The organism is Flavobacterium sp. PL002 (assembly GCF_054165825.1).
This window is the reverse complement of sequence record NZ_CM135110.1, coordinates 1,791,148-1,816,520: the sequence shown is the minus strand read 5'-3', so window position 1 is coordinate 1,816,520 and position 25,373 is coordinate 1,791,148. Positions and strand designations below refer to the sequence as shown.

Below are 25,373 nucleotides of genomic sequence, written 5' to 3'. Positions count from 1 at the left end.
TTCGATAAAAAAAATGCCTTCTAACCAAAATAAGGTTGAAGGCATTTTTATATAATTAAAAAAAGAAGATTAAACCACTCCTTGCGCTAACATAGCATCAGCTACTTTAACGAATCCAGCAATATTAGCTCCTTTTACGTAGTCAACATATCCTGAAGCATCCTTACCATATTGTACACATGAAGCATGAATAGCAAGCATAATTCCTTTTAATTTTTCATCAACTTCTACAGATGACCAGCTTAATCTCAAAGAGTTTTGAGACATTTCAAGACCTGATGTTGCTACTCCACCAGCATTAGATGCTTTTCCTGGAGCAAACAATAATTTAGCTTTTTGAAAAACTAAAACAGCTTCTGGCGTTGTAGGCATGTTAGCTCCTTCAGCTACACAAATACAACCATTAGCAACAAGTGCTTTAGCTTCAGCTTCGTTTAACTCATTTTGAGTTGCACAAGGCAATGCGATATCACATTTTACTTCCCAAGGACGTGCACCATCAACATATTTTGCATTTGGATATTTTGCAACATACTCACTGATTCTTCCTCTTAATTCATTTTTAAGCTCCATTACAAAAGCTAATTTCTCAGCATCAATTCCGTCAGCATCGTAGATATATCCAGCAGAGTCAGACATAGTAACTACTTTACCGCCTAATTGAGTTGCTTTTTCTGTAGCGTATTGCGCAACATTTCCTGATCCAGAAACAACAACTGTTTTACCAGCAAAGCTATTTCCTTTAGTTTCAAGCATACTTTGAGCAAAATAAACAGCTCCGTATCCTGTAGCTTCAGGTCTGATTAATGAACCTCCAAAAGAAATTCCTTTTCCAGTTAAAACACCAGTAAATTCGTTTCTTAATCTTTTATATTGACCAAACATATATCCAACTTCTCTTCCTCCTACTCCAATATCCCCTGCAGGAACGTCAGTGTTAGCACCAATATGTTTAGATAATTCAGTCATGAAGCTTTGACAAAAACGCATTACTTCATTATCTGATTTTCCTTTTGGATCAAAATCAGCTCCACCTTTACCACCACCCATTGGTAATGTAGTTAAGCTATTTTTAAATGTTTGTTCGAAAGCTAAAAATTTCAAGATACTTAAGTTCACCGATGGGTGAAAACGTAAACCTCCTTTATATGGTCCAATAGCCGAATTCATTTGAATACGGTATCCTCTATTTACTTGAGTTTGTCCTTTGTCATCAATCCAAGCTACTCTAAACATGATAATACGATCTGACTCGACCATACGCTCTAAAAGCATTTTGTTTTGGTATTTCTTATTTTCTTCGATAAATGGAATTACTGTTTCAGCAACTTCTAAAACTGCCTGTAAAAATTCCGGCTCGTTGGGGTTCTTTTTTGTAACCGCTTCAATAAAAGTAGATATACTTTGTGACATGATTATTAGATTATTAACGTTTAAGAAAACGTTTTCGTTAGTGTGCACAAAGATACGTTATATAAAAATAATTTTATTTTATTATTTTGTTAATTCTAGACGAATTATTTTTTTTTCAACCTTTCTTTAAAAACGCAGCTTAGCTAAGTACTCTTTGTTAATAATCGTTGAGTTTTTCTTAAGCATTTCAGCTTTTAATTACTTATTTTTTATTTTTATTTCTAATCTTAATTGATGTTTTTTATATATTTGTCCCATCTTGTAAACTTCCAAATATGTTCAAACAGATTCCTTTTATCCTATTTTTTTTATTTGGTCTCTCAAATAGCTCAAATGCACAACAGGGTATTGCCCATGAGATTGGTGTTATTGCTGGTCCAGTTGAGTTGCGATCTGATTATGGGCAAAGGAATAATATTGGAAATAATTTCAGTAATTCTGGTTTTGGAATCGGGATTGTACACTTTTTAAACTTCTCTTACAATCAAAGAACATTTAGTGAAGATACTTACTTTAAAGAACATTTTAAAGTAAGGTCGGAAATATCTTATAGTAAATCTAATTTAGAACATCAAGGAATATATGTAGAGAAAGAACCCAATTCTCTTGCCGCACAACAATTAAAAGGAATGTATGGCACTACCCAACTTATAAACTTCGGAATGCAATTAGAATACAATTTTATAGACATTCATGATTTTGAAAAAGTAACTGGTAGTTTTGGCCCTTTCATTAGTTTTGGAGGACAAATAAGTGGTTATAAAACCGAAGTTAATTCTACTCTTGGAACATTAGGAACAGTAGCGGCAACATTCCCTAAATATTTAACTCCATCTGCAGGACGAATATATGGTTTTTCTAGTGAAAAAGGAACGGCACTATCTTTAGTCTCAAGTCTAGGAACACGATACAAACTAACTCCTATGGCTGATTTAATGATAGACATGCGATTTCAATATTTTAATACAGACTGGATTGACGGTCTTAATCCAAATAGAAAAATATACACCGAAAACAAAACAAATGACTGGTTGCTATGGCTTAACGTAGGCTACATCTACTACCTAGACAACTAAATATTTTAATCTAAAAAGTCCCAATTAAATTGGGACTTTTTTATGGATAATAATTATGCTAATGCTAGTTTTAAATCCTCAAGTAAATCCTCAATATCTTCAACCCCTACACTTAAACGAACCAAGTGATCAGTGATTCCAACTTCTTTACGCTTGTCTTCAGGAATAGAGGCATGCGTCATTAAAGCGGGATGATTTGCTAATGATTCTACTCCTCCTAAAGATTCAGCCAGAGTAAATAATTTCAATTTTTCAAGAAATGTAATGGAATCTTGTTTTATTCCTGATACAAAATCAAAAGAAACCATACCTCCAAAACCATTCATTTGCTTTTTAGCAATTTCATGAAAAGGGTGTGTTACTAATCCCGGATAATAGACTGTTTTTACCTTTGGATGGTTGTTTAAAAAACTGGCTACTTTTTCCCCGTTTTCACAATGTCTTTGCATTCGCAGATGTAATGTTTTTATCCCTCTTAAAACCAAGAAGCTATCCATAGGCCCTAAAGTTGCCCCCGTAGCAAATTGCTGAAAGTGCAACTGTTTTCCTAGCTCCGCCGTTTTAGCTATTAAAGCTCCAGCCACCACATCCGAATGTCCCGCGAGGTATTTTGTTGCCGAATGCATTACTACATCAGCACCTAAATCTATTGGGTTTTGTAAATAAGGTGTGGCAAAAGTATTATCTACCGCGAGCATAATATTGTTTGCGGTAGTGATTTTTGCAATTGCAGCAATATCAGCTAATTTCATTAAGGGATTAGTAGGCGTTTCTACCCAAATCATTTTAGTGTTTTCATTAATTACCGCGTTAACATTATCAAGATTATTCATATCCACATAATGAAACTTAATTCCTGAGTCCTTATATATTTGCGTAAACATTCTATAGCTTCCGCCATACAAATCATCCATAGTGATGATTTCATCACCCGCTTTAAAAGAGCGCATTAAACAGTCTGTGGCGGCTAATCCTGAAGAAAAAGCCAATCCTTTCGCACCGTTTTCTATACTTGCTAAAGCTTCTTCCAAAGCAGACCGTGTGGGATTTGCAGACCTACTATAGCCATAATCGCCTACAGGTTTACCTGGGCTTGTTTGTGCAAATGTAGACGTTTGAAAAACTGGCGGCATCACCGCTCCGGTTGAAGGATCGTTATGCTGTCCGCCGTGAATTGTTTTAGTATTGAATTTCATGCTGGAATGATTTTATTTTTTAATTTGCTATAAATTCCTGATTTTTAAGTCTATTTTTCGATAATACTTGCTTAAAATCAGCTATATTGCTTTAAAAGAGTGAGATTAATAGCTTTACAAATTTACCTTTTAATTTACTCTTAATGAACCAGAACCCTATACCTTTGTATATAATTAACACCTTTTACCAAATGAGACGTACTGTATATTTATTGAGTTTATTTTTACTACTAGCAGGATGCCAAAAGAAACTCACCTTTGAGAACCAAACCTACAATAAGAAATCTAGCTTATTGTGTGAAGATAGCTGCCCCGAGATTAATATGAGCATCCCTATTGCTAAAGGTGATGCCGTTGTTAGCGATAGCATTAATAAAAAAGTTTTTTCTGTACTAAAAGAGATTATCTATTTTGGCGAAAAACCTTATACTTCAAAGGATTATGATAGCCTAGTTAGTGATTTTATAGGTTCCTACGAAAAATTAAAAACCGAATTCCCAAAAGATGAATTTGGCTGGGAGGCAAAAATTGAAGGAAGTATAAAATACCAAACAGATAGTGTTTTGAATATTGAAATAAACCATTATGCGTATACTGGTGGCGCCCATGGTTATCAAGGATTACGCTCTTTATTATTTGACCCAAAAACGGGTAAAGCAATTACGAACAACCAATTATTTAAAGACTCAAATACTTTTAAGGCTTTCGCCGAAAAGAAATTTAGAAGTAAATATAAAATTCCCGAAAACCATAGTATTAATGCAACTAAGTTTATGTTTGAAGGAGATCAATTTCAGTTACCAATAAACATTTTTTATACTGATAAAGGATTGCTATTATATTACAACCGTTATGAAATTGCCGCTTATGCCGATGGTCCAAAAGAATTATTAATTCCTTACGAAGAATTAAAAAATTTCCTAATAATCCATTAACCTAGCCCTGATAGCAGTGAAAACCCTCATGAAATAAAACCTCCATTTTTTTAGTCTAGAAGAGCGACCAGCGGAAGCTCCTTCTAGGCTTTAAAAAATGGAGGTTTTATGAATGTGGTTGTAACGAATAGCAGGATTAGCTCCTGAAAACGGCTTAAATAAACTTGCGAATAGTCATGATAATCCCAAGGTGAATTCCTTCATGAAAATCATTGAAAGCCATAGCATCTTGCACATTTTTTAAGACAAAACCGGTTGATGTTGGGTACTCGACAAAATTGGCAAAACTGTTATGTGCAATATCAATTTCAGTTTGATCTATTGTACTTAACAACAATCCTTGAACTAAATCGACTTCTTCTTGGGTTGCATTATGCTCTGGTTTACTGCCTTTTTTATACTTTTCTACCATTTCATCTGAAACTAGCATTGGCAAGCCCGAAAGTTTGTAAACCAATAGTTGCTGGGTTACTACCACGTGGGCGATATTCCAAATCAAATTATTGCTGTAACCCGCCGGAATTTCGTTGAGTTGTTGTAGCGTATATTTGGCTAAAATTTGCTTGAGGATGTTTCTATTTGTTCTTGTAATAGCAAGTGTTGTATTCATTTTATGTTTTTTTTGCTAAAAATAATCATTTTCAGTTTCAAATTATTTTCTTTGCACAAAGATTTAAAAACTATGTCGAATAAAATATATTATATCGCCTCTTGTGATACCTGCCGAAAAATTATAAAAACATTGCCTAAAGACAACAATCTTGTTTTTAGAGACATCAAACAAACACCTCTTACTGAAGAAGAATTGGACAAAATGTACCAATCATCAGGAAGCTACGAAGCCTTGTTTAGTAAAAAAGCACAGCTCTATAAATCCATGAATCTAAAGGATCAATCGTTGACTGAGGACGATTATAAGAAATACATCTTGGAACATTATACGTTTTTAAACCGTCCTGTTTTTGTTATTGACAGCAACGTATATGTGGGTGGGACGCAACAAAACATGCTTCAGGTAATGAAAGCATTAAATAATGTCTAAAAGGACAATTGCACTTTTTGGCGCTACGCTTGTTTCAATAATTTACGGACTTACATTTACCATTGCTAAAGATGTCATGCCTGCTTACGTTGATGCTTACGGCTTTATTTTATTGCGCGTAGGTGGCTCCACATTGCTGTTCTGGATGGCGTGGTTGTTTATGCCAAAAGAAAAAATAGATCCTAGTGATTTTCCGCGTATTGTTGCGGCAGCATTTTTTGGCGTAGCGTTCAACATGCTTACCTTTTTTAAAGGATTGAGTCTTACTTCGCCCATATCAGCAGCTGTGATAATGGTGACAACACCTATGATTGTGTTGATTTTGTCAGCGATAATCATGAAAGAGCGCATGCGTAAAAGAATGGTGACTGGAATAGTATTAGGACTTATAGGAACTGGCTCACTCATATTATATGGCAAAGCAATTGGCAGCAGCTCAAATGCCACCTTAGGTAACTTACTGGTGCTTGTTAACGCTATATCCTATGGTTTTTATTTAATCATTGTAAAAAAATTAATGGATAAATACAATGCTTTTACTTTTGTAAAATGGATCTATTTATTTGGCTTATTAATGGTTTTACCTTTTGGCTGGAGCCAAATTGAAGCTTTAAATTGGACTGCGCTTCCGCTAGATATTAGTTGGAAAATAGGTTTTGTCGTTGTAATATCGACTTTCCTAACCTATTTACTCAACCTACTTACAATGAAAGAATTAAAACCTACCACGGTAGCTGTTTTTATTTATTTGCAACCTTTTTTCGCTACTGTTTTTGCGATCAGCTTAGGCAAAGATGAATTGTCTTTTACTAAAATAGCCTCGGCTTTATTAATATTTATTGGTGTTTATATGGTTACACAAAAACCAGCTCTTAAACCCACTTCATAAAATCAATATTTGCTTAAAAACCCTCGTTTTGTGGGTTTAGCACCTTTTCATTATCTTTGACCTCTTTATACAACTATATGATACAATCAATGACCGGTTTTGGTAAAGCGTCTTTACACTTACCCAATAAAAAAATTACTGTTGAAGTAAAATCGCTAAACAGTAAAGGTTTAGACTTAAACGTAAGAATGCCCTCTTTATACCGCGAAATGGAATTGGGTTTAAGAACGCAATTAGCCTCTAGACTAGAAAGAGGAAAAGTAGATTTTTCTATTTTTATCGAAAGCACCGCTGAACAAACTACCACAAAGGTTAATGCACCAATAGTAAAAGCATACATGGGCCAGCTTAAAGAAATTTATGCCGCTGCTGATGAAACTGAATTAATGAAAATGGCCATTAGAATGCCTGATGCATTAAAAATTGAGCGCGATGAAATTGACGAAAATGACTGGATCGAAATCCAAACGGTTATTGAAGAAGCGGTTCAAAATATCTTGACTTTTAGAAAAGACGAAGGAGCCTCACTTGAAAAAGAATTTCAGTTGCGCATAGGTAACATTCGCCAGTACATGACCGAAGCTCTAGCACTGGATCCTGAACGCGTACAAGCAATAAAAGACCGTTTACAAACTGCAATTGATGAATTAAAAGTAAATGTAGATGCAAACCGTTTTGAGCAAGAATTGATTTACTACCTAGAAAAATTAGATATTACCGAAGAAAAAGTACGTTTGACCAATCACCTGGACTATTTCTTGGAGACCATCAACGGAACAGAAGCTAATGGTAGAAAACTAGGTTTTATTACCCAAGAAATGGGTCGTGAGATAAACACAATGGGATCCAAATCAAACCATGCTCAGATGCAAAAATTAGTCGTTCAAATGAAAGACGAATTGGAGAAAATTAAGGAACAGGTTTTGAATGTACTTTAAAATGTGGAAAAAAATATTTTTTTTGTTATTAATTACCTTCAATGCTTTTTCTCAAGAGTATAAAATCAACTTGGAACAATTTAGAACCAAAAGTAAAATTTTTCACGGTTCCATTGATGGCAAATATGATATTACCATTTATTTAAAACTTTCCTCTTTTTCTAATGATCATCAAGGAGTGTACTCTGTAAAAGGTTGGTATTATTACAACCAATATAAAAAAAACATACCAATTGTTGGTATTTATGATTTCTCTGACGGACTAACTCTTTACTCTTTAAAAAATAAAACTCTAGAAGATCAAATAGTGACTTTTAATGTCTCAGGAGAAAACGTTTGGACTAAAATTGATTATATAAAATCGATTACCGATTTTGAAGAAAAGCTCACTATTTATAATGAGGCAGCTGATACAAAATGGTTCAGTAAAACCAAAGAATTAAAACTTAAAGTTTTCGATTTTCAGGATAATCCTATTGTAAAAGATTTTGCTTTCTTGAAATTAGATAACAAAACAACTATCGATTTAGCTGGTTTTTCTATAGCTTATGATCATTTAGAAATTGTCAATAGTACTAAAACCAAACTGGAGACAAAAGTGCTTTTAAAATACAAAATTGGTGGCAATCCAAATATCCAAGGAATGTGTGGAGCAGCAACAGATTCTGGCTATATTATTTTAAGTTTTGATGCTCAGAATAATTTAAATTACAAAGACGAATTAATTTTAAACGATTGTCGTGGCTCCATCTATTCGGAGAAATTAGCGTCTGCCGAAAAAAGTAAATTAAGGTTTAAAACCACTAGTTCTAGTGGAGATAAAAATATTGTAAAACAAATCATAGTTGACACCAAGTCAATTTCTTTTATTAAAGAAAAATAAAATGAAAAAAGGGAAATTAATTGTTTTTTCGGCACCATCAGGATCTGGAAAAACTACCATTGTTAGACATTTATTAGAACAAGAACATTTAAATTTAGAGTTTTCAATCTCGGCTGCAACACGCGAAGCTCGTGGCGAAGAGGTGAATGGTACAGATTACCATTTTATGTCGCTTGATGATTTTAAAACCCATATTAAAAATGAAGATTTTGTTGAGTGGGAAGAAGTATATCGCGATAACTTTTACGGAACTTTAAAAACAGAAATTGAACGCATTTGGGCTACAGGCAAAAATGTAATTTTTGATATTGATGTAGCGGGCGGATTAAGAATAAAATCTAAGTTCCCTGAAGAAACACTTGCTGTTTTTGTAAAACCACCAAGTATAGATGAACTTAAAATCAGACTTAAAAAGCGCTCTACGGAAAGTGACGACAAAATCAACATGCGTATTGCAAAAGCTTCTGTAGAACTAGCAACAGCACCACAATTTGATGTAGTTATTAAGAATTACGATTTGGAGGTCGCTTTAGAAGAGGCTGTTGAATTAGTGAAGGATTTTGTAAGTAAATAAAAAAATAATTAGTAAAGAGTGACTAGTAAGTAGCCTAAAAATGGGAGAAATAAAATCGTATAAAGATTTACTGATTTGGCAAAAGGGAATTAAAATTGTCTTTTTAGTTTATGAGCTAGTAAAGTTTTTTCCAAAAGAAGAACTATATGCCCTAAGCAGTCAATTAAAAAGAGCTTCAGTATCTATTCCGTCTAATATTGCTGAGGGTTATGGAAGAAATACAGAGAAATCATTTAGTCCTTTTTTAAACATTTCCAGAGGCTCATTATTCGAAATTGAAACTCAGTTACTTATTGCTAATGAACTTGGTTTTATTACAAATCAACCTCTGTACAAAGAAGTCTTGGGACAAATTGAAGAAGAATCAAAGATGATTAATTCTTTTATTAAAACGCTCAAAAACCAATTACTTTTTACTAATCACTAGTTACTAGAACAATGAAAATAGGACTATATTTCGGGACTTTTAACCCCATTCATGTTGGCCATTTAATCATTGCCAATCACATGGCAGAACATTCTGATTTGGATCAAGTTTGGATGGTAGTTACACCACACAATCCGCATAAAAAGAAAAGTACTTTACTGGACGATTTTCACAGATTGCACATGGTTCATCTAGCTACCGAAGATTATGCTAAAATCAAACCTTCGGACATTGAGTTTAAATTAGCACAACCTAATTATACTGTAAATACATTAGTTCACCTAGAAGAAAAATATCCCAATCATGACTTTTCGTTGATTATGGGGGAAGATAATTTGAAATCATTGCATAAATGGAAGAACTATGAGGTGATTTTGCAAAATCATGACATCTATGTTTACCCAAGAATATCATCTGAAGCAGAAAATTTAGAACTTAAAGATCATCCTAGAATTCACATAATCGATGCCCCTATCGTTGAAATATCTTCTACTTTTATTCGAAACAATATAAAGGAAGGTAAAAATATCCAACCGCTTTTACCTAATAAAGTTTGGGAATACATCGATCACAATAATTTTTACAGGAAGTAAAAGCCTCTAAATCGAACATAAAAAAGCCTAAATGAAATAATTATTATTTAGGCTTTTGCATTAGTACTTATTTCTAATTAACTCTTTTTGACTTGATTTCTTATCTCTGCCAAACTTAAGTCGACTATCAATTTTCCGTCTCTAAAAACTTCTTTCAGTTCGCCTTTTTGCTCTTCTTCCCAACTAACGTTGTCTGTTAATTGGTATTCTCCATTTACTAATTCTATTTTCATCAAACCTTTGGCTGATTTTTTAGTACCATCATCTGTAATGGGGTCTTTAAAAATAGCTCTACCTTCTCCATTCACTTCACCATAGGTAGCTTTCATTGCAAACCCAAAAGTATCTCGAGTATTGTATTGGTAGGTAAAAGATCCTATCCCTAGTACGACATTTGTAGACGCAAAACCTTTGGCTTTCAAACGTTCGCAAATAGCGATAGATCTTGCTACTGTAATACTATCTCCATAGATCGCTCCAATCTGTGGAACTAATTCTTTGAATCCTTTGGCATTGGTACTTCCTCCAAAAACATCCCAAAGCAATTCGATCACTCCTTTCTTTTCTTGTTCGGTTTTTCCGTTTGGATTACCACAGATAATGTCCACGGGATCACCACTATCTGGGCGAATTACTACTTTTCCTTCTCTAGCTACAATTTCGTCTTTTAAACGAGGCAAATAATCTGTAAGCACTTTCCATAGATCCCAAGTATCTGAAACGATAGACACAATTCCTTTTGGGTATACCTCACAAATTAATCTTTGGAAGGTCTCGTATTCTCCTTCGGTTGTTCCCATACACATCACAGAGTGTTCTGTAGCCGCAACAGATCCTGCGATTAACTCTACATCTGAATTTGCATTGTAATAGTCCTCAAAAAACTCAATAGCAGGAATCGTATCTGAGCCTGTAAAACTCAATAAATGTCCAGCAGCAGATGTTACTGCAGCTTCGATTCCGCCCATTCCTCGCATAGAGAAATCGTGACCTTGCCAATCTACAAACTCAGGTGTTGATGATGTTTCGGCAGCATATTTGTCTAATACTTGACGATATTCTTTAGCAATTGTAGCCGAATTACAAGGCAACCAAATCACTGCAGAAAGTAAGGTTTCGAAATAATTTGTTAGCCAGAAAAACTCAGGAATGGTATTGTACATCGTGAACATAGGCACACGAATAGGTACACTGACCCCTTCTGGCAGTGCCTTGAATACCATCGGGATATACCCTAAATCATGTAAATCTTCGATATGTTTGGTGCCTACTTGATTTTCGCCTAAATAATTATTGATGCGACGTGCATATTTTTTAACAACCTCCTCTTTTGGTTGTTTAAAAAAATAGGTTTCAAAATCATGAATAATATATTTTTTCAAGAAATATTGCAAGCCAAAAAACACGACTTTGTCAATACCATCAATTCTTGATTTTCTAGGTGTCCAGTTGGAATATACTAACGTTGTTCCGTCTGGATATTGTCTTTTGTGGTCTACTTTGTAACCATCAGTTAATAATAGTGGGTTCATAGTGTTATGATTATTTTGCTCTAATGGAGCATTTTAAATTGATTATCTGTTTTCTTTTAGAATCTAAATTTATTATTTAGCGCTACATCAAGCTTAATTAAGAAATTTTTCCCGTAAGTATCATTTTCAAGTTCTTCGTATAAAAAATTAGGTAAAGTTTGTTCACTTCCTTTTTTCTGACTCAAAATAGCCATACAAAGAGCCGCAACAGTATCAGTATCTCCTCCATAATCAATACTCTTTTTCAAACAATCACTCATTGAACTTGCTTCTGAAACAATTTTTATTACAGCTTGCGTTGTAGGATAACCATGCATATCAATAGGTGAAGTAATACGATAATTTTCTTTTTCCTTTAAAGTGTCATTGATAAAGTCCGTTAAAGTCGATTGATTTTCTAAATTATATTTAAAAAAGTGTACTGCTAATGCTACTCTTTTGGCACAGCTAATTCCCTCTTTTGTGTTATGTGAAGTTATTGCTTGAATTTCACAAAAACTTAATAATTGTTCTATATTTTTGAGATGTCCGATAGCATAAGCTCTCATTGCCGAACCGTTACCATTACTACCATTATTTATTATTTTAATAAAATCAGATCCATTTTTACTAGCATCCAATGAGTTGTAAACTCGGTCAGAGTAACCTCTTCTCTTATCTCTATGAAAAACTTCAACAAATTTATTAGCTACTTTTATCTCATTCCAATTTTCTTCCTCTAATAATAACTCTGAAATTGCAATTGCCATTTGAGTGTCATCTGTATATCTTTTATATATTTCGGTATAAAGACCGTGCTTATGATATTGGGTTAGATTGTTGTTTTTAAGTATAAATTCCATCTTTCTAAATTCAAAACCCGCTCCATATGCGTCTCCTATAGCTGCTTCTAAAATCATAATCTTTATTTTTTTATATCTAAAACCAATTGATTCAATTCATCGTAAACCTGCTTTAAGCCTGCTCTATCATCCAAATAGGCGTTGGCATATATTTTTCTACTTGATGACTTATGAAAAGTTGGATTTTCGTTTATACTATCAAAAGGAATATTATTTTTCTTTAAATAATTCGATACAAAATCTATGTCATCCTGCCCAGTCCAACAAATCAAATAGCAATTTATGGATTGCAGTTTTTTTAGCAATTCAATCACATCATTGTACAATCGTCCTTTTTTATGAAAATCATAAACGGTATCATCGAAGTCAAATGCAACTACAATAGATTGATGAGTCTTATATTCTTCAAACAAACGTGTTGATGAATTATCGGTGTTTAAATAGAAATCCATTTTAATTAATTTTAGTTTTTAAGTCCTTAATTAAATCTTCTAAATTTTCAAAAGTTGGAATTGCTTTTCGTTTACAAACAATGTCTATATTTCCTTTTCTCCAAAATCCTTCTTCGCAACAAACCAAAATTTTTTTTGAATCTGCAAATAATCCAAGTTCTAACATTGAAATTGGCGATTTAGAGTTTTTATCAAAAAACATAACTATAAAATCCGAAGCTTCAAGTGCGTCTAACTCCCAATTTACTTGCGAACTAAATTGTTCGTTTTCTATAGTTTGTGCCCAACTAGAATCCCAATTTTTTCGTCTTGGGTTTAAGATCGCTAGCTCTTTATCATGATATAACAATTGAAGGTCATCAATTATTTTTTGTTGCCAATCCATCGAATTCCCCATGTCAATTGTTCCCGCTAGAAATATTTTCAGTCCTTTTGCTTCAATTTTGCTTGTAGGGTAAATGACTTTCATATCAATTGATCTAATCCAATTACTTCTACACTTTCTCCCTCAAAATCTTTAAAGGAATTGGTAGTAAATATTTTTTCGAAACAATCCAAAACTTCAAAACCTTTGTTGAAGATCCCGTGGCTTACCGCCAAATATAATTTTCCGGCATTTTTGCTTTTTAGTTCCGCAGCCAAGCCAACAAATGTTCCTCCACCATCGCAAATATCATCAACAATAAGGCAATCAACTCCTTGTAAATCGTCATTATACACTTTGAAACCAGACAAACGACCTGTTTTTACATCGCGGCTTTTGCTACATTCTACCACTTCTACTCCTCCTAAGAATTCAGATACTTTGTAGATTTTCTTCAAAGCACCACCATCAGGAGAGATTAATTTAACTTCGTTGCCAATGTTTTTTATAACTGTTTTAATAAAAGTGTGATTAGGAATCACCTCACAATTATTGACCAAAGCTGGCGTTACCTCTGAGTGTGCATCAAACACAAATACTTTGTCGAGCTGCATGGCATTAATTATATCAGCATATACTTTTACTGATAATGGTTCTCCTTTAATCATCACACGATCTTGTCGCGCCGCTGGAAAATACGGAATAAAAAGTTCGATTTGCTTTACATACATTCTTCGCAACGCATCAACAGCAATACATAGCAATCCCAAATCGTTAAAAGAATTCAAACGGTGCGTAATAATTACTTTCTGGTTAACATCAAAATTTGGATCGATTTTGATATGAGGTTCTCCTCCAGAAAAAGTAAAACTTTGAAAAACCATTTCTTTCTCATTAGTAAATGGTTTGAATTTTGGGTCTAGATTAAGTATCATAATTTTTTATTTTGCGTTAATTATACACAAATGTAAATATAAATTTTGAATACGCAATTTTATTTGTGTAAAAATTACGCAAACTTTATTTCAAAGTAAAAACCCTTCTTTGCTAAAGCAGTGTATTTGTTCTTATTGAACTTAAATAATTTGGCTGGACGTCCTGTTTTTACAGGAGAAAAATGAGGAGTTTCTTCGATAATTTCGAAACTCATTATTTTTTTTCTAAAGTTTCTTCGATCAATTTCTTTCTCTAAAATAGTGCAGTATAAATTTTCGAGTTCAGAGAATAAGAACTCATTGGGTAACAAATCAAAACCGATAGGTTCGTATGTAAGTTTGGCTTTTAGCCTCGCAATTGCTTTTGCCAAAATAAGAGTATGATCAAAAGCTAGCTTGGGAATCGCATCAATCTTGAACCATTGTGCATTGTCTGCATCCGAATTAGCTTTGACTTTTAGTTTTGAGGGATCGACCAAGGCAAAATAAGCAACTGAAATTACACGGTTTCTAGGATCACGAAATACATCATCGCCAAAAGTATAGAGCTGCTCAAAATAATTCACAGTTATATTCGTCTCCTCTTTCAGTTCTCTTTTTACAGCGTCTTGCAAAGATTCGTCGTCATGAACTAAACCACCTGGTAAAGCCCAATAGGATTCTTGAGTTCCAAATTTTTGTTGAATTAACAATACATACAGCTGATTGTTTTGGTAACCAAATACAATAGCATCTACCGCCACCTTAATCTTTTGATGTTCACTCATTTTTTAATGCGTATGATTTAAACAAATATAAAAATTGTTTTATATTTCTTAGGAATTACCCAATAAAGTTTAGGATGATTAAGCTAAACTATGCTTTAACTCTGCTTCAATTACTTGGAAAGCAGTATTAAATTGATCGTTTTTTCCTGATAGTAAAAACACATCAGTACAAGGCATCTTGTTGCTATTCCATACTAACTGTAATTTTTTGTCTGCTATAAAAGACTTTACATTACAATCCCAACTTACTGCTATACCATTGTTTTTTTCCATTGCCGACAACATCTCAAACTCTGATGGGATAATATAATTCGGGATTATTGTAGGTCGTTTTTTATCAAAAACATGCAACCAAAACACTTTTACATGCGGAATTCGAGCATCATGACTGTACCACTTTTGTTCGTTTAACCAATATTCGACTGCTACGAAATCTTCTTTTTTAATTTTTGCCTTTACTTCAGAAGCATCAATTGCGGCAGAACCTACGATGACTTGTTTTATTTGACCTACTTTAGATAGTACCGTATCAAAAGTGTCGTATTGCTGTGTGGTTATGGCAAAATCAACTTTTTTAGTATCCACTAGTTCAAAGAGGTCTTGATCTTCATGAAAACTAAAGTCAATGTAATCAAACTTTCCAATCAATGAATTACCAAGGCTGTTAAAGAAATGTTTTGATATACCAACAGTGATTAACCTATTCGCATTAAACGCTTTGGCTCTAAAGCCATTTTCTACATTTTCTAATCGATCAAGTGCTTCTATAATCAAGTTATTGAGTAACTTAGCGTACTCAGTAGGATCTACTCCTTTTGATTTTCGATTAAATAATTTATAGCCTACGTGCGCCTCCAACATGGCTATTTGTTGACTTACTGCGGGTTGACTTATAAACAGCTCTTTGGCGGCTAGCGAAAAATTACCATTTTTATACACCGATTTAAATGTTCTGTACCATTCTAGATTAACCATGATATAAATATATTTATCACAAACATAATTTAAATTATTTTTACTGATAGCATAATAGTCGTAAATTTGTACAAACAAAATAACAAAATGAAAAAAGTCGCATTATTTGCAATACTAGTATTAACAGTAGGTTGTTTTACAGCAACTGCACAAAAAACAAAAAAAACTAAGATGAAAAAAGTATTATTCGTTCTAACTAGCCATTCAGATTTAGGGAACACAGGAGAAAAAACAGGATTTTGGGTTGAAGAATTTGCAGCACCCTATTATGAGTTAGCAGATAAAGGCGTTGTAATTGATATTGCAACTCCACTAGGAGGACAACCTCCAATTGATCCAAAAAGTGCTGATGCATCATTTGCAACAGAAGACACAAAACGTTTTGATAAAGACACAGCATTACAAGCTAAATTGAGTAAAACTCACAAATTAACGGATGTAAAAGAGTCAGATTATGATGCCGTATTTTATCCAGGAGGTCACGGACCATTATGGGATTTAGCATCAAGTGAAGATTCTAGTAAATTAATTACTTCGTTTTATACTAATAATAAACCAGTAGCTTTTGTATGTCACTCACCAGCAGTGTTGAAAAATGTAAAAGTAAACGGAGAATTTTTAGTGAAAGGTAAAAAAGTAACTGGATTTTCAAATACGGAAGAAGCTGCAGTTGGATTAACTGATGTTGTTCCGTTTTTATTAGAAGATGCTTTACAAGCTAATGGTGCCACTTATTCTAAAGGAGCAGACTGGAATCCATACGCAGTAGAAGATGGTTTATTGATTACTGGACAAAATCCAGCTTCATCTAAATTAGTAGCAGAAAAATTGTTAGCGCAATTGAATGCTAAAAAATAATTAACACTTTTTAAAGGCTCTTAATTACAACGATTCTATAATAGAAATTGAAGGTAATGGGAGCCTTTTAAAATTATAAAAAATAGAACATTATGTTAAACTTCGAATTATATAATCCTACCAATTTAGTTTTTGGAAAAGGACAAATAGAAAAATTAGGAGAACTTGTACCAAAAGGAGCTAAAATATTATTAGCTTACGGTGGTGGAAGTATCTTTAAAAACGGAATACACGAGCAAGTAATCAACAATCTTAAAGGACACGAAATAGTAGAATTTTCAGGAATTGAGGCAAATCCACATTTTGAAACTTTGATGAAAGCTGTTGCTATTGTTAAAGAACAAAAAATAGATTTTATTCTTGCAGTAGGTGGTGGATCTGTAATTGATGGTGTAAAATTCATTTCAGGTGCAGTAAACTATAAAGGGGATCCAATTGAGATTTTGCAAAAGCGTATCTTAATTAAAGAAAATGCTATTCCGTTTGGAACAGTATTAACTTTGCCTGCAACTGGAAGCGAAATGAACTCCGGAGCAGTAGTAACCATCGAATCAACTAAAGAGAAATTAGCTTTTGGTGGTTCGGCCTTGTTTCCAAAATTCTCAATAACAGATCCTACAGTAATTCAATCTTTACCTAAGAGACAATTACAAAACGGTGTTGTTGATGCTTACACGCACGTTATGGAACAATACCTAACGTATCCTCATGAAGGACATTTACAAGATAGAATTGCCGAAGGAATTTTACACACCTTGATTGAAGTAGGTCCTAAAGTAGTTGAAGATCCTGCCAACTATGAATTGGCATCAAACTTTATGTGGTCTTGTACTATGGCACTTAATGGATTAATCCAAAAAGGAGTTCCAAGTGACTGGGCAACACACATGATAGGCCATGAATTAACAGCAATGTACGGAATTGATCACGCAAGAACTCTTGCTGTAATTGCTCCAAGTTTATATACTGTAATGTTCGAAACTAAAAAAGCAAAACTAGCACAATACGGAAAACGTATCTTCAATCTAGAAGGAACGGAAGACGAAATTGCAAAAGAAGCCATCAATAAAACAGTAGCATTTTTCCACAAAATGGGAATGGACACTAAACTTTCTGACTATACAAAAGAATATAGCGATACAGCTGATTTTATTGTAAAACGTTTTGACGAAAGAGGTTGGAAAGGTCTTGGAGAAAAACAAAACATTACTTTAGACAAAGTGAAAGCTATTGTCGAAATGAGTTACTAGTATAAAATACCACGATAATACGGTGAGATTAAAAGGCGTTCTTAATTTATTGAGGACGCCTTTTTAATAACACCTACTAACTAACTCAATTCTCATATTTACTAAAAAATAGATTAATATTACACAATAACGTTAAAAAAGTAAAATTATTTTATATAATTATTAAAAAATACGATTTATTTTTAATTCCAAGAATAGAACTTTAGAATCATCACAGATTTTCAGGTTTTTTTTATTCTAAAATTCACCCATTTTTTAAGTACTTTTGACTAAATTTAATAAAAAAATGGCCAAAAATTTAAAATTTGCAGTTATTGGCGGAGGTAGCTGGGCAACTGCAATCACAAAAATGTTATGTGTAAATCTACCAGAGGTTTACTGGTACATGCGTAATGAAACTGCAATTGAACACATAAAAAAATATAAGCACAATCCTAATTATTTAAGTGCTGTTGAATTTGATACAAACAAACTAAAACTTACTAGCGATATTAATGAAGCAATTACTAATGCTGACTACATCATATTTGCTATTCCATCAGCGTTTGTAGGTGCCGAATTAGAAAAAATGAACGTCTCTCTAAAAGACAAAGTAATTTTCTCTGCCATAAAAGGAATTGTTCCTGAAACGAGTATGATTGTGGGAGAACATTTTCATTTTACATACGACATCCCTTATTACAACATAGGTGTTGTTACTGGCCCTTGTCATGCCGAAGAGGTGGCACTGGAACGCTTATCGTATTTAACGATTGCTTGTGGTGATGCTGAGAAAGCTAAAATCGTAGCTGATAATCTTGCAGGAGACTTCATCAAAACTAAAATCACTGATGATATTATTGGTACTGAATATGCCGCTATGCTTAAAAATATTTACGCAATAGCCGCTGGTATTGCACATGGTTTAGGTTACGGTGATAACTTTCAAGCGGTACTAATGAGTAACGCAATTAGAGAGATGAAAAAATTCATCAAAAAAGTCCATAAAATGAAACGAAATATTAATGATTCGGCTTATTTAGGAGACTTACTCGTTACTGGATATTCTATGTTTTCTAGAAATAGAACTTTTGGTAACATGATTGGTAAAGGATATACCGTAAAAAGTGCCATGATGGAAATGAGCATGGTTTCTGAAGGATATTACGCTACTAAAAGTGCTTATAAACTAAATCAAGGTTATGGAGCTAAAACGCCTATTATTGATGCTGTATATGAAATACTATATGAACATAAAGATGCTAAAGCCGTTTTTAGTAAACTAACTGATAAATTAGATTAAGCTTATCTCTATTTCTTTTAAAAACACTTTAAAACATGGCGAATTACAACACTAATTTACGTTTTTCAGCTTTAATAAAAAGCTTGTTTGTACTTTGTTTTTTAGTTTTCTTTAAAGCATCCGCACAAGAAATAACTGGAGAACAGTTATTAGACAAAGCTATCAATTATCACGACCCTGATCATCATTACAATGATTTTAAGAGCACGCTTTCTATAGCCATGAAAATGCCAGATGATACTGAACGTCTAAGCAAAGTAAGTATTGATTTACCAAAACAATATTTCAAACTTAACGTCACAAAAAATGACAAAGAAGTAACATACATTATTGATAAAGAAGTTGTGAATTTTAGCCTAGATGGCAAAAGTGACTTTACTGAAGAAGATGTAAAAACTTTTAACTTAACAGAAACTAGAGCCCGATTCATGCAAAACTATTACACTTATTTATATGGTTTACCAATGAAACTAAAAGACGCTGGGACAATTATAAACCCCGTAGTTGAACGAAAGGACTTCATGGGCCAAGAGTATTTAGTATTAGCGGTAAAGTATGAGGAGGGTGTAGGAAAAGACGCTTGGTACTTTTATTTTGATACAAAGACCTATGCTCTAAAAGTATATCAGTTTTACCATGATCAAAAAAAGAATGATGGAGAATATATTTTATTAAGTGGCGAAGAGGAATTATCCGGAATTAAAATCCCAAAAGCAAGAGCTTGGTATTTAAATCAAGACGACAAATACCTAGCCACTGATACATTATCAAAAAGCTAACATAGCTCTTAACAACAAAAAAGCAGCAACCTTATTTAAGATTGCTGCTTATTTTGTGCTTGTATTTTTACTGTTATCTTACAATGAGACCATCTACAAATAGAATAGGCACTTCTTCAAGTTCTTGCTCATTCATAGCATTTGCATTAAAAATAAACTTCTTATCATACATCTTATTCCCTACGAAATAAGACACTGAAAATTCATTATTGAGTACCAATACACTTTTCTCAATCATTTCGATTTTAACCACTGAAACAGCTGGAACTTCAACAAAAGCGTGGCGCAATAGCGATGTTTTTTTCATTTCGCCGTCAATTGTCCCAAAAGCTTTAGACACAACCATAACGCTTTCGATAAGGAAATCACTATCATTAACTAAATAAGCATACCAAACCTTTTCCATAAAATCGTCGCTCCATTCTTGAACGGCCGCTAGGAAAACATTTTCTACTTCAGGGATTATAATATCTTTTTTCATAAATTAGTCTTAAGTCTAAGTTTTAAAATCTCAAAGTCAATCATTACTAAAATAGCTGTTTCAACTTTTAACATTTCAACCTTGGACTAAATTGAAGCTTTAAATTGCTCTAAGAAACGTACGTCATTTTCATAAAACATACGAATATCACCTATTTGATAAAGCAACATTGCAATACGCTCCACTCCCATCCCAAAGGCAAAACCATTGAATTCTTCTGGATTGATACCACAGTTTTTTAAGACATTAGGATCTACCATTCCACATCCACCAATCTCTAACCAACCAGTTCCTTTAGTAATCCTATAATCCGTTTCTGTCTTTAAACCCCAGTAAATATCAATCTCAGCACTAGGCTCAGTAAAGGGGAAATAAGAAGGTCTTAAACGAATTTTAGACTTCCCAAACATCTCTTTTGTAAAATATAAAAGTGTTTGTTTTAAATCAGCAAACGATACATCTTTATCAATATACAGTCCTTCAACCTGGTGAAAAATACAATGTGAACGTGACGAAATTGCTTCGTTACGAAAAACACGTCCTGGAGAAATAGTACGAATAGGTGGCTTGTTCTCTTCCATGTAACGCACTTGAACAGATGATGTGTGTGTACGTAACAAAATATCAGGATTTGTTTGAATAAAAAACGTGTCCTGCATGTCTCTTGCTGGATGGTACTCCGGCAAATTTAATGCGGTGAAATTATGCCAATCATCTTCGATTTCCGGACCTTCAGAAACATTGAAACCAATGTTTGAAAAGATGTCTATGATTTGGTTTTTTACAATAGAAATAGGATGACGAGACCCAATGATTACTGGCTCAGCAGAGCGAGTTAAATCACCATAAATACCTTTAGTTTCTTCTTTACTCTCTAATGCTTCTTGAATAGCTTTCACTTTTTCTTCGGCAGATGATTTAAGTAAATTGATTACTTGACCAAATTCTTTTTTTTGATCGTTTGGTACGTTTTTAAACTCAGCAAAAAAATCTTTAAGAAGTCCTTTACTTCCTAAAAATTTAATTCTAAATGTTTCTAATTCTGCTTTGTCTTGTGTTGAAAAAGCTTGTGCTTCGCCAATATATTCTTTTATCTTATCTATCATTTTCATCCAGTAATTGAGAGGGCAAATTTACAAAATTTGTTTCAGGTTTAAAGTGTAAAGTGAAAAGTTTACGCGCTAAAATTGCGACACATTATTGGATCACTTCTCTTTCTATAAAATAATTCACGATTGCTTCCTTCATTAACACCGATTGTTCACCGGCTCTTAATGGCGGCAATTCCTCTTTTACTTTGTAATGAGGCCAACCATCTTCATCAAAAAATTCAAATTCATAGAAACCATAAGGCTCTAATAACCTGCAAATAGCAATATGCATCAGGTTTAATTTTTCATCTTTTTTATATTCTTGGTGTACTTTTCCTAGTTCTTGAACTCCTATTAAATAAATAATAGCATCTAAGTCTAAATCTTCTCCTTGCGAAAATTGATTAGAAAGTATATCGACAAGCTGTTCCCAGCGCTCTTTAAGTTGTATATCTCTTGACATTATAATATTGATTGTAACCGCTCCCTTTTTAAGTATCCTAATTCAAAAAAAACAGCTATTTAATTTTTGCAAAGATAACGACTTGAAAATTGACAATGGATGTTTGATTTATTTTATATTTGTTGTTCATCTTACTAATGTACAACTATGGGTTTTTTAGATATTGTTTTGGGCGCTTTACTGATTTTTGCTTTATATAAAGGGCTTAAAAACGGACTTTTTATAGAACTGGCCTCGTTATTGTCTTTGATTGTTGGAATTTATTTAGCTATAAAATTTTCATACATGATCAAGGAAATGTTAGTAAAGCATGTTTCATGGTCACCTAAATACATTGAGATCATTGCTTTTGGACTAACTTTCATAGCCGTAGTGGTATGCATTCACCTTTTAGCAAAGCTATTCACAGGGATCATGGATTTCGCCTTCTTGGGTTGGATAAATAAACTTGCAGGTGCTGTATTTAGTGTTTTAAAAACGGTATTGCTTTTAAGCGTATTATTTAATTTATTCGAAAAAGTAAATATTAATAACATGCTCATCAAAGCCGAAACTTTAGATAATTCTATGTTTTATAACCCTATCCAAAAAACGTCGCGCTTTGTTTATCCTTCTTTAGAAAAATGGTACGTTGATTTTAAAGACAAACACACAACCGAAGCAGAAAACGAATCAGTTCCCAAAAACAATGAAGTAAAACAAGAAGAGTAAGGCTTAAAGTTATTTCACTTCTCTAATTGCGCTTTTTTCTATCCAACCTACGGTTCCATCTGTGAGTTCAACTCTTTTCCAGTTGTTCACTGTTTCTTCTACATATAACTTAGCTCCTTCATGTAAGACAACAACGGTTTTACTAGCATTTTGAGGTTCTTTTTTAACATCAACCATTTCAGCAAAAACTATTGCCGGTCGATCATTTTTAAACTGATCCATCTCAAAAATAGCAGCCAAAACACTAATAATAAGCAAAATAATAACAATAAACATAGTAAAGAAAAACAGTCTTTTTATGGTGCTTTGTTGTGAAAAATAATACCCAATAAAACCCAATAAAAACAATACTGCTAACCCCACCGAAATATAACCCCAAGTATTGTAGTTATAAGTTGCGGTAAAATCCCTAAGTAACTTAGCAAATCCTACTTTAGGAATTACTTTGATTTCATCAACGGTTCTTTTTTGCGCAAAGCGTAAATTATTTAAAGTTTGTGTATCGTTTGGTTTTAAAACCAATGCTTTCTCATAATTATAAATCGCAGGAGCTACTTTATTTAGTTTATAATAGCAGTTTCCTAAATTATAATACAACTCAGCCGATTGTAATTTAGTACCTAAAATAGCATTATAAGCAGTAACTGCCTCTTCATATTTACCTTGTTTATACAATTCGTTTGCACTTTCAAAGCTATTTTGAGCAAAGAAAACTTGGGTAAAAAATAAGAATAGATATAAAATATTTTTCATTGTCTTTATTTATAAACTGCTTACGCAAAAAATACATCTTGCTTATCAATCTTGTAATTCACTGTGCTTATAGCTCTTTCTCTAATTCAGAAATTATCGCTACTGCCTTGTCATAATCTTTTTGAATGGTTGCACTTGATGCCGGAGCATATCGTGCGATTTCACAATTTTCAGTAAGCGCAATAAAATCATTAACTGTTTCGGAATTTGCATTTTTAGCTAACAATATAGCCTTGATATTGTCTTTACTCATCTCTGATGTCTCAATATGCAACTTGGCTTTCAAGAAATTATGCATTGCTTTTTCAAGAGCAACATAAAATGGTTCTTTATTGTTGATTTGTTTTTTAGCTTGAGACAAATACTTCTTAGCTAATTTATTGTTTCTGCGTATTCTATTGCCAACAACATCACCATCAAGAGTGTCTTTCTTGTTTTTTGCTAATACAATTATTGGTATTAATAAAAAGGATAATAAGAGTAGTAGTAAGTACAATTTAGAACCAAAGAAATCGTCACTGTTAGTTGGTTTTAATTCGGTTTTTAATTTAATGTATTTAAACTGTTCAATACTGACATCATTTTTGCCTGCGTTAGCACTTAAGCTATCTGCTGCACGTGTATCAGTTGGACCGTTTAAAACATTAATCATAATCTCAGGAGATACAACTGTTTTATATGTTCCTGATCCCAAATCAAAATAAGAGAAACGAATAGGTTTTACAGGATAATTTCCTTTGTATTGCGGTACAATAGTATAACTGTCAGACATTTTTCCTGACATTCCAGCTAGTGATGTATTGACATTCTCGTCATGTACTGGATCGTACATTTCAAGTGCATTAGGAACAACTGGTTTAGGTAGACTGAATAATTTCATATTCCCTTTTCCAGTAACGCTTACTAATAAATCAAGGCTTTCACCATTTTTCAAACTAGTTTTAGACGGCGTTACTTTAAAATCAAACGTACCCACTGCACCAGTAAAATCATCTGGTTTTCCTTTTTCAGGCAGCGCACGCACATTTATTGTTTTAGCACCAGCCGAAACTTTTTTATTCCCATCTGCAAGCAACATCCTTCCAAAAACATCTCGTCTATTAGTAGGCAATTGTACATCTACATCAAGAGACAAAGGTTCAATGGCTAATTTTCCCGATTTTTGAGGATATAACACTACTTTTTTAAGTACAACATAACGGTAATTTTGCCCTTTAAAAATGGCATCAACCGCTGCTAATTGTTTTATTTCAATATTCTGACTCCAAAAATCATTGTATTTTGGTTTATTTAATTCTCTAAAATTAGAGATTCCAATGTTAGCAAAATACAATTTATAAACCACCGTAATAGGTTCATTTACATACGGATTGGTTTTAGATATCTCTGCAATTAAATACAAATTATCGTCTGCTGAAACACTAGTATCATTAGGATCTTTAGGTTGTTCTACAGCATTTGTTACCGTAATTTTAACCGAATTGGTTTTGTAAACCTGACCGTTATACTCAATCGTTGCTGGTTTAATTGTCAAATTCCCTTTTTGAGTAGGGAGTAAATAATAAGAGTAAATTTTCTCGAAGGAACTTCTACCATTAACCCACGACTGACTTACTTGTTGACTAGGACCCGCAATAACTCTAAACCCCTCAAAAGAAGGTTCATTAAAGTTATCTCCATCAATATTCATAGAGAAATCAATACGAAGTCTTTCATTAAGACCTAATGTTGTTTTACTCACTTTTGCCTCAAATTGTACTTGGGCTAAAAGTCCTTGAAAGCTTAATAGTATTAAAAATAAAAACTTCTTCATTATTAATGTTTATTCATTTATTCGCGAATCTGATTCTGAGTAGGTCTTTGTTTCTTTCG

29 protein-coding genes are annotated in these 25,373 nt (G+C 33.2%); 14 read left to right on the top strand and 15 right to left on the bottom strand.

Translation table 11 applies throughout. The features are described from left to right. Nucleotides 1-69: 69 nt before the first annotated feature. The gene (gene gdhA, locus ACVEGE_RS07920) at nt 70-1,413 is read right to left on the bottom strand and encodes an NADP-specific glutamate dehydrogenase (protein ID WP_173855970.1); all 1,344 of its coding nucleotides are present in this window, start codon (nt 1,411-1,413) and stop codon (nt 70-72) included. A gap of 275 nt (nt 1,414-1,688) precedes the next feature. Between gdhA and ACVEGE_RS07915 the strand changes: the two genes are divergently transcribed. Beyond that, a complete protein-coding gene (locus ACVEGE_RS07915) occupies nt 1,689-2,489 on the top strand; it encodes a THC0290_0291 family protein (RefSeq protein ID WP_192499917.1) in 801 nt (266 codons plus the stop codon). A gap of 53 nt (nt 2,490-2,542) precedes the next feature. Here the strand turns inward: ACVEGE_RS07915 and ACVEGE_RS07910 are convergent, their stop codons facing one another. Next, nucleotides 2,543-3,685: a cystathionine gamma-synthase gene (locus ACVEGE_RS07910; protein ID WP_192499916.1), complete on the bottom strand. Its 1,143-nt coding sequence runs from the start codon at nt 3,683-3,685 to the stop codon at nt 2,543-2,545. Nucleotides 3,686-3,876: 191 nt separating this feature from the next. Between ACVEGE_RS07910 and ACVEGE_RS07905 the strand changes: the two genes are divergently transcribed. Next, nucleotides 3,877-4,620, top strand: coding sequence for a DUF3298 and DUF4163 domain-containing protein (locus tag ACVEGE_RS07905; RefSeq protein WP_192499915.1), 744 nt, complete (start codon nt 3,877-3,879; stop codon nt 4,618-4,620). Between the two features lie 154 nt (nt 4,621-4,774). Here the strand turns inward: ACVEGE_RS07905 and ACVEGE_RS07900 are convergent, their stop codons facing one another. Further along, entirely contained in the window at nt 4,775-5,230 is a 456-nt protein-coding gene (locus ACVEGE_RS07900; protein ID WP_173855974.1) for a DinB family protein, read from the bottom strand. Nucleotides 5,231-5,302: 72 nt separating this feature from the next. Here ACVEGE_RS07900 and ACVEGE_RS07895 point away from each other — a divergent pair, with 72 nt between their 5' ends. The 7 genes from ACVEGE_RS07895 (at nt 5,303) to nadD (ending at nt 9,966) form a co-directional block, all read left to right on the top strand. Beyond that, entirely contained in the window at nt 5,303-5,662 is a 360-nt protein-coding gene (locus ACVEGE_RS07895; protein WP_192499914.1) for an arsenate reductase family protein, read from the top strand. Continuing rightward, on the top strand, nt 5,655-6,551 hold the full coding sequence (locus ACVEGE_RS07890) for a DMT family transporter (RefSeq protein ID WP_192499913.1): 897 nt from the start codon (nt 5,655-5,657) through the stop codon (nt 6,549-6,551). Before ACVEGE_RS07895 ends, ACVEGE_RS07890 begins: the two co-directional genes overlap by 8 nt. A 77-nt stretch (nt 6,552-6,628) precedes the next feature. Beyond that, entirely contained in the window at nt 6,629-7,489 is an 861-nt protein-coding gene (locus ACVEGE_RS07885; RefSeq protein WP_173851265.1) for a YicC/YloC family endoribonuclease, read from the top strand. A gap of 22 nt (nt 7,490-7,511) precedes the next feature. Next, on the top strand, nt 7,512-8,372 hold the full coding sequence (locus tag ACVEGE_RS07880) for a hypothetical protein (protein WP_192499912.1): 861 nt from the start codon (nt 7,512-7,514) through the stop codon (nt 8,370-8,372). A gap of 1 nt (nt 8,373) precedes the next feature. Continuing rightward, the gene (gene gmk / locus ACVEGE_RS07875; protein ID WP_173855977.1) at nt 8,374-8,946 is read left to right on the top strand and encodes a guanylate kinase; all 573 of its coding nucleotides are present in this window, start codon (nt 8,374-8,376) and stop codon (nt 8,944-8,946) included. A gap of 40 nt (nt 8,947-8,986) precedes the next feature. Next, nucleotides 8,987-9,373 (top strand): four helix bundle protein, encoded by a 387-nt coding sequence (locus tag ACVEGE_RS07870; RefSeq protein ID WP_192499911.1) that lies wholly within the window; start codon nt 8,987-8,989, stop codon nt 9,371-9,373. Nucleotides 9,374-9,384: 11 nt separating this feature from the next. Continuing rightward, the gene (gene nadD, locus ACVEGE_RS07865; RefSeq protein ID WP_192499910.1) at nt 9,385-9,966 is read left to right on the top strand and encodes a nicotinate (nicotinamide) nucleotide adenylyltransferase; all 582 of its coding nucleotides are present in this window, start codon (nt 9,385-9,387) and stop codon (nt 9,964-9,966) included. A gap of 77 nt (nt 9,967-10,043) precedes the next feature. Here nadD and ACVEGE_RS07860 read toward each other — a convergent pair whose 3' ends face one another. From ACVEGE_RS07860 to ACVEGE_RS07830, 7 genes are all read right to left on the bottom strand, one after another. Further along, nucleotides 10,044-11,498 (bottom strand): nicotinate phosphoribosyltransferase, encoded by a 1,455-nt coding sequence (locus ACVEGE_RS07860; RefSeq protein ID WP_192499909.1) that lies wholly within the window; start codon nt 11,496-11,498, stop codon nt 10,044-10,046. Nucleotides 11,499-11,554: 56 nt separating this feature from the next. After that, nucleotides 11,555-12,397 (bottom strand): ADP-ribosylglycohydrolase family protein, encoded by an 843-nt coding sequence (locus ACVEGE_RS07855; RefSeq protein WP_192499908.1) that lies wholly within the window; start codon nt 12,395-12,397, stop codon nt 11,555-11,557. Between the two features lie 5 nt (nt 12,398-12,402). Continuing rightward, the gene (locus tag ACVEGE_RS07850; RefSeq protein WP_192499907.1) at nt 12,403-12,792 is read right to left on the bottom strand and encodes a hypothetical protein; all 390 of its coding nucleotides are present in this window, start codon (nt 12,790-12,792) and stop codon (nt 12,403-12,405) included. Nucleotide 12,793: 1 nt separating this feature from the next. Next, nucleotides 12,794-13,261 (bottom strand): nucleoside 2-deoxyribosyltransferase domain-containing protein, encoded by a 468-nt coding sequence (locus ACVEGE_RS07845; RefSeq protein WP_192499906.1) that lies wholly within the window; start codon nt 13,259-13,261, stop codon nt 12,794-12,796. Further along, complete coding sequence (gene prs / locus ACVEGE_RS07840) at nt 13,258-14,091, bottom strand: ribose-phosphate diphosphokinase (protein ID WP_192499905.1); 834 nt, start codon at nt 14,089-14,091, stop codon at nt 13,258-13,260. Before prs ends, ACVEGE_RS07845 begins: the two co-directional genes overlap by 4 nt. Before the next feature lie 74 nt (nt 14,092-14,165). Further along, entirely contained in the window at nt 14,166-14,858 is a 693-nt protein-coding gene (locus tag ACVEGE_RS07835; RefSeq protein ID WP_192499904.1) for an NUDIX hydrolase, read from the bottom strand. Nucleotides 14,859-14,936: 78 nt separating this feature from the next. Further along, the gene (locus ACVEGE_RS07830; RefSeq protein ID WP_192499903.1) at nt 14,937-15,833 is read right to left on the bottom strand and encodes a LysR family transcriptional regulator; all 897 of its coding nucleotides are present in this window, start codon (nt 15,831-15,833) and stop codon (nt 14,937-14,939) included. Nucleotides 15,834-15,920: 87 nt separating this feature from the next. Between ACVEGE_RS07830 and ACVEGE_RS07825 the strand changes: the two genes are divergently transcribed. The 4 genes from ACVEGE_RS07825 (at nt 15,921) to ACVEGE_RS07810 (ending at nt 20,002) form a co-directional block, all read left to right on the top strand. Next, entirely contained in the window at nt 15,921-16,691 is a 771-nt protein-coding gene (locus tag ACVEGE_RS07825; RefSeq protein WP_173855981.1) for a type 1 glutamine amidotransferase domain-containing protein, read from the top strand. Between the two features lie 92 nt (nt 16,692-16,783). Further along, the gene (locus tag ACVEGE_RS07820; RefSeq protein ID WP_192499902.1) at nt 16,784-17,941 is read left to right on the top strand and encodes an iron-containing alcohol dehydrogenase; all 1,158 of its coding nucleotides are present in this window, start codon (nt 16,784-16,786) and stop codon (nt 17,939-17,941) included. Between the two features lie 286 nt (nt 17,942-18,227). Continuing rightward, a complete protein-coding gene (locus tag ACVEGE_RS07815; protein WP_173851280.1) occupies nt 18,228-19,223 on the top strand; it encodes an NAD(P)H-dependent glycerol-3-phosphate dehydrogenase in 996 nt (331 codons plus the stop codon). A gap of 35 nt (nt 19,224-19,258) precedes the next feature. Continuing rightward, nucleotides 19,259-20,002 (top strand): DUF6503 family protein, encoded by a 744-nt coding sequence (locus ACVEGE_RS07810; protein ID WP_225738049.1) that lies wholly within the window; start codon nt 19,259-19,261, stop codon nt 20,000-20,002. Nucleotides 20,003-20,075: 73 nt separating this feature from the next. On the opposite strand, the gene ACVEGE_RS07805 is transcribed toward ACVEGE_RS07810, so the two are convergent. The 3 genes from ACVEGE_RS07805 to ACVEGE_RS07795 all read right to left on the bottom strand — a co-directional run bounded on the left by ACVEGE_RS07805 (nt 20,076) and on the right by ACVEGE_RS07795 (nt 22,037). Then, a complete protein-coding gene (locus ACVEGE_RS07805; RefSeq protein ID WP_173855982.1) occupies nt 20,076-20,483 on the bottom strand; it encodes a hypothetical protein in 408 nt (135 codons plus the stop codon). Between the two features lie 86 nt (nt 20,484-20,569). Continuing rightward, nucleotides 20,570-21,589 carry a phenylalanine--tRNA ligase subunit alpha gene (pheS, locus tag ACVEGE_RS07800; protein ID WP_173851284.1) on the bottom strand — a complete coding sequence of 340 codons (1,020 nt, stop codon included), beginning with the start codon at nt 21,587-21,589 and terminating at the stop codon, nt 20,570-20,572. Between the two features lie 91 nt (nt 21,590-21,680). Further along, nucleotides 21,681-22,037 (bottom strand): hypothetical protein, encoded by a 357-nt coding sequence (locus ACVEGE_RS07795; RefSeq protein WP_173851286.1) that lies wholly within the window; start codon nt 22,035-22,037, stop codon nt 21,681-21,683. A gap of 147 nt (nt 22,038-22,184) precedes the next feature. Between ACVEGE_RS07795 and ACVEGE_RS07790 the strand changes: the two genes are divergently transcribed. Beyond that, nucleotides 22,185-22,748, top strand: a complete 564-nt coding sequence (locus ACVEGE_RS07790; protein ID WP_192499901.1) for a CvpA family protein — start codon at nt 22,185-22,187, stop codon at nt 22,746-22,748. A gap of 9 nt (nt 22,749-22,757) precedes the next feature. Here the strand turns inward: ACVEGE_RS07790 and ACVEGE_RS07785 are convergent, their stop codons facing one another. Continuing rightward, on the bottom strand, nt 22,758-23,501 hold the full coding sequence (locus ACVEGE_RS07785) for a tetratricopeptide repeat protein (RefSeq protein ID WP_192499900.1): 744 nt from the start codon (nt 23,499-23,501) through the stop codon (nt 22,758-22,760). Nucleotides 23,502-23,568: 67 nt separating this feature from the next. After that, a complete protein-coding gene (locus ACVEGE_RS07780) occupies nt 23,569-25,314 on the bottom strand; it encodes a BatD family protein (protein WP_173851292.1) in 1,746 nt (581 codons plus the stop codon). Between the last annotated feature and the right edge of the window lie 59 nt (nt 25,315-25,373).

What these genes read in the sequence shown, in the direction of transcription:
- ACVEGE_RS07855 (WP_192499908.1), bottom strand. Translation starts at nt 12,397, where the DNA reads ATGATTTTAGAAGCAGCTATAGGAGACGCATATGGAGCGGGTTTTGAA.
- ACVEGE_RS07850 (WP_192499907.1), bottom strand. Translation starts at nt 12,792, where the DNA reads ATGGATTTCTATTTAAACACCGATAATTCATCAACACGTTTGTTTGAA.
- gdhA (WP_173855970.1), bottom strand. Translation starts at nt 1,413, where the DNA reads ATGTCACAAAGTATATCTACTTTTATTGAAGCGGTTACAAAAAAGAAC.
- ACVEGE_RS07915 (WP_192499917.1), top strand. Translation starts at nt 1,689, where the DNA reads ATGTTCAAACAGATTCCTTTTATCCTATTTTTTTTATTTGGTCTCTCA.
- ACVEGE_RS07860 (WP_192499909.1), bottom strand. Translation starts at nt 11,498, where the DNA reads ATGAACCCACTATTATTAACTGATGGTTACAAAGTAGACCACAAAAGA.
- ACVEGE_RS07835 (WP_192499904.1), bottom strand. Translation starts at nt 14,858, where the DNA reads ATGAGTGAACATCAAAAGATTAAGGTGGCGGTAGATGCTATTGTATTT.
- ACVEGE_RS07815 (WP_173851280.1), top strand. Translation starts at nt 18,228, where the DNA reads ATGGCCAAAAATTTAAAATTTGCAGTTATTGGCGGAGGTAGCTGGGCA.
- ACVEGE_RS07910 (WP_192499916.1), bottom strand. Translation starts at nt 3,685, where the DNA reads ATGAAATTCAATACTAAAACAATTCACGGCGGACAGCATAACGATCCT.
- ACVEGE_RS07780 (WP_173851292.1), bottom strand. Translation starts at nt 25,314, where the DNA reads ATGAAGAAGTTTTTATTTTTAATACTATTAAGCTTTCAAGGACTTTTA.
- ACVEGE_RS07805 (WP_173855982.1), bottom strand. Translation starts at nt 20,483, where the DNA reads ATGAAAAAAGATATTATAATCCCTGAAGTAGAAAATGTTTTCCTAGCG.
- ACVEGE_RS07905 (WP_192499915.1), top strand. Translation starts at nt 3,877, where the DNA reads ATGAGACGTACTGTATATTTATTGAGTTTATTTTTACTACTAGCAGGA.
- ACVEGE_RS07785 (WP_192499900.1), bottom strand. Translation starts at nt 23,501, where the DNA reads ATGAAAAATATTTTATATCTATTCTTATTTTTTACCCAAGTTTTCTTT.
- ACVEGE_RS07820 (WP_192499902.1), top strand. Translation starts at nt 16,784, where the DNA reads ATGTTAAACTTCGAATTATATAATCCTACCAATTTAGTTTTTGGAAAA.
- nadD (WP_192499910.1), top strand. Translation starts at nt 9,385, where the DNA reads ATGAAAATAGGACTATATTTCGGGACTTTTAACCCCATTCATGTTGGC.
- ACVEGE_RS07790 (WP_192499901.1), top strand. Translation starts at nt 22,185, where the DNA reads ATGGGTTTTTTAGATATTGTTTTGGGCGCTTTACTGATTTTTGCTTTA.
- ACVEGE_RS07890 (WP_192499913.1), top strand. Translation starts at nt 5,655, where the DNA reads ATGTCTAAAAGGACAATTGCACTTTTTGGCGCTACGCTTGTTTCAATA.
- ACVEGE_RS07810 (WP_225738049.1), top strand. Translation starts at nt 19,259, where the DNA reads ATGGCGAATTACAACACTAATTTACGTTTTTCAGCTTTAATAAAAAGC.
- ACVEGE_RS07895 (WP_192499914.1), top strand. Translation starts at nt 5,303, where the DNA reads ATGTCGAATAAAATATATTATATCGCCTCTTGTGATACCTGCCGAAAA.
- ACVEGE_RS07825 (WP_173855981.1), top strand. Translation starts at nt 15,921, where the DNA reads ATGAAAAAAGTCGCATTATTTGCAATACTAGTATTAACAGTAGGTTGT.
- pheS (WP_173851284.1), bottom strand. Translation starts at nt 21,589, where the DNA reads ATGATAGATAAGATAAAAGAATATATTGGCGAAGCACAAGCTTTTTCA.
- gmk (WP_173855977.1), top strand. Translation starts at nt 8,374, where the DNA reads ATGAAAAAAGGGAAATTAATTGTTTTTTCGGCACCATCAGGATCTGGA.
- ACVEGE_RS07900 (WP_173855974.1), bottom strand. Translation starts at nt 5,230, where the DNA reads ATGAATACAACACTTGCTATTACAAGAACAAATAGAAACATCCTCAAG.
- ACVEGE_RS07870 (WP_192499911.1), top strand. Translation starts at nt 8,987, where the DNA reads ATGGGAGAAATAAAATCGTATAAAGATTTACTGATTTGGCAAAAGGGA.
- ACVEGE_RS07830 (WP_192499903.1), bottom strand. Translation starts at nt 15,833, where the DNA reads ATGGTTAATCTAGAATGGTACAGAACATTTAAATCGGTGTATAAAAAT.
- ACVEGE_RS07885 (WP_173851265.1), top strand. Translation starts at nt 6,629, where the DNA reads ATGATACAATCAATGACCGGTTTTGGTAAAGCGTCTTTACACTTACCC.
- ACVEGE_RS07845 (WP_192499906.1), bottom strand. Translation starts at nt 13,261, where the DNA reads ATGAAAGTCATTTACCCTACAAGCAAAATTGAAGCAAAAGGACTGAAA.
- prs (WP_192499905.1), bottom strand. Translation starts at nt 14,091, where the DNA reads ATGATACTTAATCTAGACCCAAAATTCAAACCATTTACTAATGAGAAA.
- ACVEGE_RS07795 (WP_173851286.1), bottom strand. Translation starts at nt 22,037, where the DNA reads ATGTCAAGAGATATACAACTTAAAGAGCGCTGGGAACAGCTTGTCGAT.